Origin of the sequence: Luteitalea sp., assembly GCF_022842525.1 — a bacterium.
Classification (GTDB): domain Bacteria; phylum Acidobacteriota; class Vicinamibacteria; order Vicinamibacterales; family Vicinamibacteraceae; genus Luteitalea.
In genome coordinates this window covers 1-10,960 of sequence record NZ_JALHPM010000202.1, presented here as the reverse complement: position 1 = coordinate 10,960, position 10,960 = coordinate 1, and the positions used below count along the sequence as shown (strand labels likewise).

Sequence of the window (10,960 nt, the reverse complement as noted above, 5' to 3'; positions counted from 1 at the left end):
CGTCCTGCCTGGGGGCGTTCGGACACCATTCCTCGCCAAGTCGGGGTCGCAGATGGACGAGGCCGTGCGCGCCCTGCCACCCGACGCACCGGCTTCGTACGCTCGAGGCATGAGCGTCCTGCGGAGCCGGGTGGCCGTGGCCGAGCGCTTCGGCTCCACGCCGGAACGCGTCGCCGCCCACGTCCGCCGGGTGGTCGAGCGCAGCGGCCGCAGCGGACGGTCGTACGTGGGCCTCGACGCGCACGTGCTGCGGCTGGTCGTGCGGGTGCTGCCGCCGCGCCTCCGCGACTGGGTGCTGAGGCAGAGTTTTGCCTAGGCTGCCGCACGGTTCACCACCGCGCCGCGCCCCGCCCCGAGTCCGGGTCCGGACTCCGGTACAATGGAGAGTTTGCGGCCCCTGCCGCGAGGCTTTTCATGATTGCTGTCCACGGCGTCTCCATGCGGTACGGGTCGAAGGTCCTCTTCGACGACGTCACCACGACCTTTTCTGCGGGCCGCCGCTATGGCCTGACGGGCCCCAACGGCGCCGGCAAGTCCACGTTCATGAAGTTGCTGACGGGCGAGCTGCAGCCGCAGAAGGGCGCGGTCACCCGCCCCTCGAAGCTGGGCGTGCTCCGTCAGGACCAGTTCGCCTTCGACCAGTTCCGCGTCGTCGACACCGTCATCATGGGCAACGCGAGGCTGTGGGCCGCGCTCGAAGAGCGCAACACGCTCTACGACAAGGTCGACATGACCGACGAGGACGGCATGCGCCTCGGCGAGCTCGAGGGCATCGTCGGCGAGGAAGACGGCTACAGCGCCGAGAGTGATGCGGCGATCCTGCTGGCTGGTCTCGACATTCCCGACGAGCTGCACGAACGCACGATGCAGGAACTGCAGGGCGGCCAGAAGGTGCGGGTGCTGCTCGCGCAGGCGCTCTTCGGGCAGCCCCAGGCCCTGTTGCTGGACGAGCCGACCAACCACCTGGACCTCGACTCGATCCACTGGCTGAAGGACTTCCTCGTGCGCTACGAGGGCGCGCTGATCGTGATCTCGCACGATCGGCACTTCCTCAACGCCGTCGTCACGCACATCGCCGACATCGACTACGAGACGATCATCACGTACACCGGCGGCTACGACGACATGGTCGTCGCCAAGACGCAGATCCGCGGCAAGATCGAGTCCGACAACGCGCAGCGCGAGAAGAAGATCGCCCAGTTGAACGACTTCATCGCCCGCTTCTCGGCCGGCACGCGATCGAGCCAGGTGACGTCGCGCAAGAAGGAAGTCGAGCGCCTGCAGACGACCGAGCTGGCGCGGTCCAACATCCAGCGCCCCTTCATCAAGTTCGCCATCGAGCGACCGTCGGGCAAGCTCGCCCTCGAGTGCAAGGCCGTCGCGAAGGCCTACGAGCACCTCGAGGTCATTCGCGACTTCTCCGCTGTCGTCAATCGCGGCGAGAAGATCGTCATCGTCGGCCGCAACGGCGTCGGCAAGACCACGCTGCTCAAGGCACTGCTGGCCGATGCCCCCGGCGTGGATCCCGATCCGGCCGCCCGCGACGACGGGCAGGTGCGCTGGGGGCACGAGGTGTCGGTCGGCTACTTCTCGCAGGACCACACGGGCGCCATCGCGAAGGGGACGACGGCCGTCGAGTGGCTCCACAGCTTCGCGCCCGACGCCGCGCGACAGGACATCCACGGCCTGCTCGGGCAGATGCTGTTCAGCGGCGAGGAAGGCCACAAGCCGACGGCGGCACTCTCCGGTGGCGAGACGGCCCGGTTGCTGTTCTGCCGTCTCATGCTGCAGAAGCCCAACGTGCTGGTGTTCGACGAGCCGACCAACCACCTCGATCTCGAGTCGATCAACGCGCTGAACATCGCCCTGCAGAAGTACGAGGGCACCGTGTTCCTGGTCACGCACGACGAGGACCTGATCGACGAGGTCGGCACCCGCGTGTGGCACTGCACGCGCGACGGGATCGAGGACTGGAAGGGCTCGTACGAGGAGTACGAGGCGGCCAAGGCGTAGAAATGCGCTAGCATCGCCTCCAGCGCGCCCCGCGCGCGCGGAAGCGGCATGTCCAGCTCCTCCGCACCGGCCTCGGTGCAGCTCGCGACGATGCGACGCGGCGTGATGATCACGCTGGTCGTCGCCGCGGTGTACTTCGTCAGCGCCCACCTCGGGACGTTCTGGACCACCGCCGGCCGGACGTCCACCCCCATCTTCCCGGGTGTGGGCACTGCACTGGCGGTGCTCCTCCTCTACGGTCGGCACTACTGGCCGACCATCCTCGTGGGTCGGTTGCTCGCCTTCTGGCTCGCCGATCCCGAGCTGTCCCCGGGGCTGATGGTCGCGATCGCCGGCGGCAATGCGTTCACCGCCTGGCTCGGCAGTTGGCTCATCACCCACTGGGGCTGCCTGGATCCTGCGCTGACCCGGCTGCGCGACGTCCTGTGGCTCGGCCTCGGTGGGGGCATCGCGGCGTCTGTCGTCGGCGCGACGCTCGGGGCCTCCGCGATGTGGCTCGGGGCGGGCGTCCCCACCACGGCCCTGGCCGGGACCTGGCTGCGCTGGTGGCTGGGCAGCGTCGGCGGCGTCCTGGTGGTCACGCCGCTCGCCCTGGCCTGGGGCACGGGGGAACCCGTCCCCCGCACGTCCCGCTACTGGCTCCCCCTGCTCGGGTGCGTGGCCGTGACCTCGGCCATCAGCGCCTGGGTCTTCCTCGGGTCGCGGCCGGCGCTCGGCATGACGTGGATGGTCTTCCCCGCCCTGCTCTGGAGCAGCCTCGCGTTCGGCGTGCGCGGCGCCACGCTCGCGCTGCTGCCCGCCACCGTCATCGGCGTGGCCGGTGCCTCGATGGGCGTCGGCATCCTCAGCCGGACCTTCGACGCCGATGTCAGCTACGTCCTGCTGCAGCAGTTCGTGACCGCCGCCTCGTTCACGTGTCTCGTGCTGGCCGTGGTCGCCGACGAACGACGCGGCAAGCAGGCCCTGAGGGATCGCGAGCACCGGCTGCACCTGGCGCTGGCCGCAGCGCACTCCTTCGGCTTCGAGTTCGACCGCGCGAGCGACATGGTCGAACGAACCTCGGAGTGCGCCGAGATCCTCGGGCTACCGCCCGACGAGGCCGAGCGTGGGTCGGCAAGGGCCTTCATCGCTCGTGTCCACGAGCACGACCGCCAGCAGTTCAGCGACGTGCTGGCAGCGGTCACGCCCCAGCAGCCCGCCGCGAAGCTGGCCTATCGGTTTGCTCGCGCCGACGGACGCCTCGTCCACATCTAGGAGTCCTGCACGGCCACCTTCGACGCCGAAGGCACGCTGACGGGCCTGGTCGGCGTGGCGATGGACGTCACGGAACGACGCCTCGCGGAACAGGAGCGCGAGAGCCTGCTGACGCGCGAACGCGCGGCACGCCAGGAAGCCGAGCAGGCCATGCTCCTGCGGGACGAGTTCCTCGGGACCGTGTCGCACGAACTGCGCACGCCGCTCAATGCCATCGTCGGCTGGGCGCAGATTCTCCAGTCGGGGCCGCGTACCGCCGACGCGCTGCAGTCGGGGCTGGCGACCATCGCCCGCAACGCGCGACTGCAGACGCAGTTGATCGACGACCTGCTCGACCTCAGTCGCCTCGGGGGCGGACGGCTGCGCCTCGACGCGCAGCCGATCGACGTCGTCGGGGTCGTGCGTGATGCGGTGCTGGCCGTGACGCCGGCGGCCTCGGCGCGGGACGTCCGCCTGTACCAGGAGGCGCCCTCTGCGCCGCTCCTGGTGACCGGTGATGCCGAGCGCCTGCAGCAGGTGTTCTGGAACCTGCTCGTGAACGCGGTGAAGTTCACCGAGCCGGGCGGCAAGATCCGCGTGCAGGTCGACCAGGTCGACGGCCGCGCCCGCATTCGCGTCAACGACACGGGCAAGGGCATCTCCCCCGACTTCCTGCCCCACGTGTTCGACCGGTTCCGCCAGGCCGACGGATCGACGACCCGCCGCCACAGCGGCCTCGGCATCGGCCTGGCCCTGGTGCGTCAGTTGGTGGAGATGCATGGCGGCGCGGTGAGCGCCGAGAGTCGCGGCGAGGGCCTCGGGGCCACGTTCACCGTCGAACTGCCGTCCCTGCGCACCGGCCCGCATCCCGTTCCGTTGCACACCGGCACACCCTCCCCCGTCGTCGAGCCGCATCGCGGCCTGACCGTGCTGGTGGTGGACGATGACCCCGATGCCCGTGAGGTGTGCAGCCATCTGCTCGAAGCGAGTGGCGCGCGTGTGCTGACCGCGGCCGGCGCCGAAGACGGCCTGCAGCTGGTGCGGTCCGAGCACCCCGACGTGCTGGTGGCGGACATCGGCATGCCCGGCGTCGACGGCTACGCGTTCATCAAGGCCGTGCGGGCCCTGCCGCCCGACGAGGGGGCCGACATCCCCGCGGTCGCCCTGACGGCGCTGGTTCGTGACGAGGACCGCCGTCGCGCCATCGAGGCCGGGTACCAGTCGCACCTCGCCAAGCCCGTGAACCGCGATGCCCTGCTCACCACGCTCAGCCGTCTGCACCCACGGCGAAATCGATCGTGACCACACCCGGCGCGGCATCGACACGCACGTGCCGCACCATCCGCGCCAGCATGGCGAGATCGGGGCCACCGCGCGGGGCGGCGGACGTGCCTGCCGAGCGGCCCTCGGCCGCCTCGGCGACGGCTTCGGCGAGGAGTTCGTTCAGCAGCGTGACGGGCAGGGGCACGGTGCCCGCGATCCTGGCGCCGGTCAGCGCCGGGAGCCCGGTCTCGACCTGATGGCGCAACCAGGCCTGCAGGCGTCCTTCGGTCATGGGTCGATCTCCGTGAGTACGGGGCGAACGGGTAAACGCCGGCAGCGGCTGCCCCGCGCCGGCCACGTGGAGGCGTGCGTCGATCTGGAGACCGCCGGCCGTGGACCGGCAGGTGAGACTCGCGACATGAGGCCAGAGTGGCGCCGCGTCGCCCAGTGCGGGAATCTCGGCCAGCCAGATGTGCACGAGACGTCCTGATAGCCGCACGAAAGACGGGAGCGGCGCACGTTGCAGCCCCCACGCCACCAGTTGCGAGGCCAGTTCCAGCGTGACGACGGGCGTGGGACGCAGTGACACGTCCGGGTGCAGCGTCGCATTGGCGTAGAACGACCCGTACCGCACCTGGACCTGCTGGTCGGTGCCGAGCGTGAGCGAGACGCCGTCCGGCAATCCCGGCAGCAGCGGCAGGACTTCCTCGATCACCGTGCGGTAGACCGGGAGGACGGCCGAGACCCTGGCGCCCTGGAGCCGTGGCAGCCCGGACCGCAGTTCACCGAGCAGGACGTCGTTCAGGGGCATGGGCCCAGTCGGAAGCACATCCTGCGCCAGCGGCTCATCCGGCCGCGCGCCCGAGCGCCACGACGATGTCGTACTCGGCCGGGGTCACCGGTTGGACCGACAGGCGACTCCCCTTGCGTGTCACCATCATGTCCTCGAGCCCGGCGGTGCGCTTGAGCACGTCCAGCGGCACGGTGGACGGGAATCGCTCGACGAATCCGATGTCGACCATGAACCACGTCGGGGAGTCGCGCGTGCTGCCCGGATCGTAGTAGTCGTGCCCGGGGACGAACGCCGAATGGTCCGGATAGCCCGGCCGCACGATCTCCGCCAACCCCGTGACCCCCGAGGGGCTCGCGTTCGACGCGTAGAACAGCACGCCGTCGCCCACCTGCATCTGATCACGCATGAAGTTGCGCGCCTGGTAGTTGCGCACACCTTCCCAGCTCGTGCGGCCGTCACGCGCCAGGTCGGCAATCGTGTAGGCGTCTGGCTCGCACTTCATCAACCAGCACCGTCGGGACATGTGATGCCTCACCTTTCGAGGAAGGGATGGGCCCCCGGTCCATCGCTCGACATCGTCCCCGTCTGTCCGTACGGAAACGTCATAGTGATGGGGTTCATGAAGATGAGCCGGGTGCGTAAAGTGTAATTTCTTCGTCGGTATTTCGACGACGCCGAGGCGAACCCGACGCCGTTCTCGCCACAATTCGAGCAAATCCCGCCGGGACGGGGTTGGCCGCAGCCGTGCACTGGAAGTGGACAGCGTGTCGCCCCTCCGTGCACACGCGCCCATCAATGACCCGACACCTGATCGTCCCCTCCCTCTTCGCCTCGCTCCTCGTCGTCCTCCCCTCCGCTTCGGTGGTCGCACAGCCCGTGCCGGAGCTGCTCGTCGCCCCACGGGCGGCCTCCGCGGCCCCCCGACGCGACGTGCCCGCGCGACGGATGCGCAAGGCTCGCGTCAACCCCGCCGCCCTCGAGGCCCAGGCCCTGCGGCTGGCGCTGTTCGACGACGTCCAGGTCACGTTCGCCCGCCGGTCGTTCAGCCGTCCAGGTGCGGACAAGGCCGTGTGGGTCGGCGACGGCGAGAACGGGGCGCAGGCGGTGCTGACCGCCGTGCGTGGGGTCGTCACCGGGACCGTGTTTGCCGACAACCGCACGTTCGAGATCACCATCGACCCCGACGGTCAGTACACCGTGACCGAGCTCGACCCCGGTGCCTTCCCGACCGACGATCCGATGTTCGATGATTTCCAGTTCGAAGTCCTGGAGGCGCCAGACGGCTTCGTCGGTGACCAGGCGGTTGCGGCCGCCACCACCGAGGCCGCTCTCACCGGGACGCCGGTCGGCATCGACGTGATGATCGTGTGGACACCCGCCGCCGAGACCGCCGCAGGCGGTCGGGCGGCCATGGAGAGCCTGGCGTTGAACTCGGTCGCCACCACCAATCTCGTCTACCGCAACAGCGGGATCGGTGCGCAGTTGACGCTCGTGTACGCCGCCCCGGTGAACTGGGTCGAGACCCCGACCAGCATCAGCACCGACCTGAACGCCATTCGCAGCAGCGGCGACGGCAAGCTCGAGGAGGTGCATGCCCTGCGCACCCAGTACGGCGCCGACGTGGTCTCGCTCATCGGCCAGGGCTACGCGACGTCCGGCGCGTGCGGCATCGGCAGTCTGATGACCACGGTCTCCACCTCGTTTGCCAGCGCGGCCTTCAACGTCGTCGACCGCACCTGCGCGGTGGGCAACCTCTCCTACGCGCACGAGGTCGGCCACAACCAGGGCCTCCACCACGACCCGGCCAACGCGACCAGCACGCCCTCGTATCCCTACGCCTACGGCTACCAGCATCCGTCCGGCCTCTTCCGCACGGTCATGTCGTACGGCGGCGCCACGCGCATCGCGTACATGTCCAACCCGACCGTCATCTACAGCGGGGCGCCGACGGGCACGAGCAGCCAGGACAACGCGCGCGCGCTCAACGCCAACGCCGCGACGGTGGCGGCCTTCAAGGGTCTCGGCGGCGGCGGTGGCCCCGTGACGCCGACGTGCACCTACACGGTCTCCACGACGTCGCTGAGCTTCTCGGCGAGCGGCGGCTCCAAGTCGGTGTCGCTGTCGACCCCGGCGGGATGCGCGTGGACGGCCTCGTCGGGTGCCGCATGGGCCGCGCTCACCAAGGCCAGCGGCACAGGCAACAGCAGCGTCACCGTCACCACGCCGTCCAACACCGGCGCGGCGCGGAGCACGGTGGTGACCATCGCCGGCACGCAGATCGCGGTCAGCCAGGCCGCGCCCAAGGCGGGCCGCACCAAGCGCTAGCTGCGACCCGGCGCGGGCGGCGTGCCCTCGTAGTACTGCCGATACATGCCGCGCCGGAACAACCAGCCCCCGAGAGGGCCGAGCCAGCCGAGCACGTAGTACATGTGCCGCAGGTCGATCAGCTCGATCAGGTTGCCGTCGAAGTCGCGGACGAAGAAGAACCAGTGCCCTCGCGGCGACTGCTCTGGCGTCGTCACGATCTCGAGGCCCTTGGCCTGCAGCCACGCGTGCCACTTGTGGATGTTGCGGACCTCGAAGCTGAAATGGGTCTGCCCGACGCGATTCCAGGGAATCCGTTCGGGCGGGCATTGCGGCTCGAAGCCGAAGATCTCGAGCGTGGCCCCACCGGGCACGCGAATCCACCCGATCTTGCAGCGCGGGGCCTCATGATCCAGCCCGACCCCGAAGAAGCTGCGCACCCGCTCGGGTGGCGCATCCGACACCCCCACCAGCGGGCACCCGAACACGTCCGAGTAGAACTGCACGAACCGGTGGAAGTCGGACACGGTGATGCCGACGTGACTGAACGACTGGACCTTCATGGGCGCTGCGCGGCCGCGGGCGTCGTGCCGGCGGCGGCGTCCTCCGGAAGGCGCAGATCGGTGCGCCGCAGGTGGTCGGCGACACGCAGGGCCTGCGCGACGATGGTCAGGCCGGGATTGACGGCCGCGGACGACGGAAAGAACGAGGCATCGACGACGAAGAGGTTCGACACGTCGTGGGTCCGGCAATAGGTGTCGAGGACGGACGAGGACGCCTCGTGGCCGAACACCAGCGTGCCGCACTGATGCGTCGTGTTCTTGCTGCGGTGCGAGTGGGCCATGACCTTCCACGCCCCGAGCCGGCGCAGCATGCGTGAGGCTTCACGCACCAGTTCCTCGTGCGCCGCTTCGTTGTTGGGGGTGTACTCCAGCCGGATGCGTCCGTCCTCGGTCAGCGTCACGCGGTTGTCGACGTGAGGCAGATCCTCGGACATCGCCAGCCAGTCCACACCGCGGGCGACCCAGGCGTCGTACGCCCACTCGGGAATCCACGTCACGTGCCCGCCGAACCATGTGTCGCCGACGACCTTGGCCATGAGGCCGTGCGTGCGGCCCTGTGACTGGATCTGCCCCAGCGGATAGGACCCGTGGCGGCCGCGCAGGTAGAAGTCGTTGATCGCCACGGTCTTCTGGAACACGGCCGTGTTCACCCGGAACGGGTAGAACCCCTGCATCATCGTCGCCAGGTGCGCCATGTAGCGGCGGCCGACCAGGCCCGACGAATTGGCCAGGCCGCGCGGATGTTGCGGCGTCGCCGATCGGAGCAGGAGGATTGCGGAGTTCACCGCACCGCACGCGACCACCACGAGAGGCGCCTCGACGCGCATCTCGCGGCCGTCGCGCTCGACGTCGACGGCCTCCACCCGCGTGCCGTCGCGGCTCGTGACGAGCCGACGCGCCAGGGCGTGCGTCCACACGGTCACGCCGGCCTCCCGCGCTGGGCGGACGCAGCACACGTCCGCATCGCTCTTGCGATGGATGCGGCAGGGGAAGGAGTTGCACGTGTTGCACAGCTGACAGCCGCCAGGTCGGCCGGGCTCGATCAGGCCGAGCGGCAGCGGCGACGGATGCAACCCCTGACGCTCGAGGCCGGCGACGACGGCCTGCATCGCCTCGGCGTGCGGGACCGGTGGGTGCGGAAAGGGACCGCGGGGCGGCTCGGTGGGATCCGCGGTGGCGTCGCCGTGGACCTGGTACAACCGCTCGGCCTCGTCGTACCAGGGCGCCAGATCGTCGTAGGTGATCGGCCAGGCCGGGGAGACGCCGTCGCGGTGAGCGATCTCGCCGAAGTCCTCACGACGGAGGCGATAGAGCACGCTGCCCCAGTACTTGGTGTTGCCGCCGACGTTGTAGTGCGTATACGGCTGGAACTCCTGGCCGTCCCGATCGACCCAGCGTTCCATGGTCCGATAGCGCAGGTCCTTCCAGACGGCGGCCGGGCTCCAGTTCTCCGGCTCGGACGGCACGTCGCCGCCGCGCTCGATCACCAGGATGCGGCGGCCGGTCGAGGCCAGCGCATGCGCCACGGTGCCGCCTCCCGCACCCGACCCGATGATCACCACGTCGAAGGCGTGCGTCTGCATCGTGGCGTCAGCGCTGCGCGCGCCCGGCGTCGGCGGTCGTCATGATCTGGTCCATGAGGCGTTGATCGTCGATCGCCCGATCCAGCTGCATCTCCGGTGGCCGTCCGGTGCGGATACCGACCACGAAGTCGCGATACATCGCCTGATACCCGCGGATGTCCCTGAAACCGGGCAGGATCAGTCGTGGCAGGCGACCACGACGTCTGGCCACCACGAACGCGCCGTTGGACTCGAACGTGATCACGCCGTCGCGGCCGAAGAGCTTCGACAGGCGCAGGCCCCGGAACAGGGACGGAATCTCGCGCGAGTAGTACAGCGCGCCGACCGCTCCCGAATCGTACTCGAAGCCGACCAGCAGGCTCTTGGCGCGCCGGTCGGGTCCGTCACTCGACACGGCCGGACGGTAGCCGTGCGCGCGCGTGATCGTCGGCCCGAGACTGCCGGCTACGTGCAGCCAGTGAATGCCTTCCTCGAAGAACGCATCGCCGCCCGCCATCGCCTCGTCGTTGCGCCAGTCGTCGGCCGCCTTCAGGCGGTGCGCAATCGTCGTGAAGTGGGCGAAGACGAGGTCGCCCACGACCCCCTCGGCCAACAGTCGCCGCAGCGTCACCGCGAGCGGCTTGTAGTGATCGTTCTCGCCGACGATGACGATGCGCCCCGCGCGCTCGCGGGCCTCGCGCACCGTGAGGTAGTCGGCCATGGTCGGAAAGGCGGGCTTCTCGACCAGCACGTGCTTGCCGGCCGCGAGCGCCTGCAGGGTGAGGTCGAGATGGAAGCGCGGCGGCACGGCGACGACGACGGCGTCGACGCGGGGATCGGCGATGGCGGCCGTGTAGTCGCCGAAGGCGGCCACGCCACCGAACTCCCGACGGTAGGCGTCGGCCTTGCCGGCGTCACGGCTCGCGAAACTGCAGGTGACGTCCGAGCCCAGGGCTCGCAGGTGCTGACAGTGCACCCGGGTGATGAAGCCGCAGCCGAGAAACGCGAGATGGACGGGACCAGGCATCAGGGCGGGCGCCCCCGGTGACGGGGCAACCCGTCGAGTGTACGCTGGATCCCGACACCATGGCTCAGACGCGACGTGCATTCCTGACGGGGCTGGCAGGGGCGGCGGCAGCCTCGACGTTCCCAACATGGCCCGTGGCCACGAGCGCCGCGCCGGCCGCCATCGGCGCCCCCCCCCGCGGCGCGCGCTGGCCGGCGTCGGC

General features: G+C 69.7%; 9 protein-coding genes and 1 pseudogene. 5 read left to right on the top strand and 5 right to left on the bottom strand.

Features of this window, described 5'->3' with window-relative positions; all coding sequences use genetic code 11:
* From Q0C41_RS26270 to Q0C41_RS26255, 4 genes and pseudogenes are all read left to right on the top strand, one after another.
* A pseudogene (locus tag Q0C41_RS26270) lies at window positions 1-316 on the top strand (hypothetical protein); the annotation flags it as partial.
* Between the two features lie 98 nt (window positions 317-414).
* Complete coding sequence (locus tag Q0C41_RS26265) at window positions 415-2,013, top strand: ATP-binding cassette domain-containing protein (protein ID WP_291989039.1); 1,599 nt, start codon at window positions 415-417, stop codon at window positions 2,011-2,013.
* A 48-nt stretch (window positions 2,014-2,061) separates the two neighbouring features.
* Window positions 2,062-3,267: an MASE1 domain-containing protein gene (locus Q0C41_RS26260; protein WP_291989037.1), complete on the top strand. Its 1,206-nt coding sequence runs from the start codon at window positions 2,062-2,064 to the stop codon at window positions 3,265-3,267.
* A gap of 60 nt (window positions 3,268-3,327) precedes the next feature.
* A complete protein-coding gene (locus Q0C41_RS26255; RefSeq protein ID WP_291989043.1) occupies window positions 3,328-4,548 on the top strand; it encodes an ATP-binding protein in 1,221 nt (406 codons plus the stop codon).
* Here the strand turns inward: Q0C41_RS26255 and Q0C41_RS26250 are convergent.
* The gene (locus Q0C41_RS26250) at window positions 4,514-5,320 is read right to left on the bottom strand and encodes a hypothetical protein (protein WP_291989035.1); all 807 of its coding nucleotides are present in this window, start codon (window positions 5,318-5,320) and stop codon (window positions 4,514-4,516) included. The genes Q0C41_RS26255 and Q0C41_RS26250 overlap by 35 nt on opposite strands.
* 34 nt (window positions 5,321-5,354) lie before the next feature.
* Entirely contained in the window at window positions 5,355-5,825 is a 471-nt protein-coding gene (locus Q0C41_RS26245) for an EVE domain-containing protein (RefSeq protein WP_291989033.1), read from the bottom strand.
* A 272-nt stretch (window positions 5,826-6,097) separates the two neighbouring features.
* Here Q0C41_RS26245 and Q0C41_RS26240 point away from each other — a divergent pair, with 272 nt between their 5' ends.
* Window positions 6,098-7,627, top strand: coding sequence for a reprolysin-like metallopeptidase (locus Q0C41_RS26240; RefSeq protein ID WP_291989031.1), 1,530 nt, complete (start codon window positions 6,098-6,100; stop codon window positions 7,625-7,627).
* On the opposite strand, the gene Q0C41_RS26235 is transcribed toward Q0C41_RS26240, so the two are convergent.
* The 3 genes from Q0C41_RS26235 to Q0C41_RS26225 are packed head-to-tail and all read right to left on the bottom strand — an operon-like array spanning window position 7,624 to window position 10,758.
* Window positions 7,624-8,169, bottom strand: coding sequence for a VOC family protein (locus Q0C41_RS26235; RefSeq protein WP_291989030.1), 546 nt, complete (start codon window positions 8,167-8,169; stop codon window positions 7,624-7,626). The two genes, Q0C41_RS26240 and Q0C41_RS26235, sit on opposite strands and share 4 nt — an antisense overlap.
* Window positions 8,166-9,752 carry a GMC family oxidoreductase gene (locus Q0C41_RS26230; protein ID WP_291989028.1) on the bottom strand — a complete coding sequence of 529 codons (1,587 nt, stop codon included), beginning with the start codon at window positions 9,750-9,752 and terminating at the stop codon, window positions 8,166-8,168. The genes Q0C41_RS26235 and Q0C41_RS26230 overlap by 4 nt, the downstream gene beginning before the upstream one ends.
* 7 nt (window positions 9,753-9,759) lie before the next feature.
* Window positions 9,760-10,758, bottom strand: a complete 999-nt coding sequence (locus Q0C41_RS26225; RefSeq protein ID WP_291989027.1) for a Gfo/Idh/MocA family oxidoreductase — start codon at window positions 10,756-10,758, stop codon at window positions 9,760-9,762.
* Window positions 10,759-10,960 lie beyond the last annotated feature (202 nt).

Excerpts from the sequence above, each read along its gene's own strand:
- Q0C41_RS26225 (WP_291989027.1), bottom strand. The coding sequence starts at position 10,758 with ATGCCTGGTCCCGTCCATCTCGCGTTTCTCGGCTGCGGCTTCATCACC.
- Q0C41_RS26250 (WP_291989035.1), bottom strand. The coding sequence starts at position 5,320 with ATGCCCCTGAACGACGTCCTGCTCGGTGAACTGCGGTCCGGGCTGCCA.
- Q0C41_RS26240 (WP_291989031.1), top strand. The coding sequence starts at position 6,098 with ATGACCCGACACCTGATCGTCCCCTCCCTCTTCGCCTCGCTCCTCGTC.
- Q0C41_RS26255 (WP_291989043.1), top strand. The coding sequence starts at position 3,328 with ATGGACGTCACGGAACGACGCCTCGCGGAACAGGAGCGCGAGAGCCTG.
- Q0C41_RS26230 (WP_291989028.1), bottom strand. The coding sequence starts at position 9,752 with ATGCAGACGCACGCCTTCGACGTGGTGATCATCGGGTCGGGTGCGGGA.
- Q0C41_RS26265 (WP_291989039.1), top strand. The coding sequence starts at position 415 with ATGATTGCTGTCCACGGCGTCTCCATGCGGTACGGGTCGAAGGTCCTC.
- Q0C41_RS26245 (WP_291989033.1), bottom strand. The coding sequence starts at position 5,825 with ATGTCCCGACGGTGCTGGTTGATGAAGTGCGAGCCAGACGCCTACACG.
- Q0C41_RS26235 (WP_291989030.1), bottom strand. The coding sequence starts at position 8,169 with ATGAAGGTCCAGTCGTTCAGTCACGTCGGCATCACCGTGTCCGACTTC.
- Q0C41_RS26260 (WP_291989037.1), top strand. The coding sequence starts at position 2,062 with ATGTCCAGCTCCTCCGCACCGGCCTCGGTGCAGCTCGCGACGATGCGA.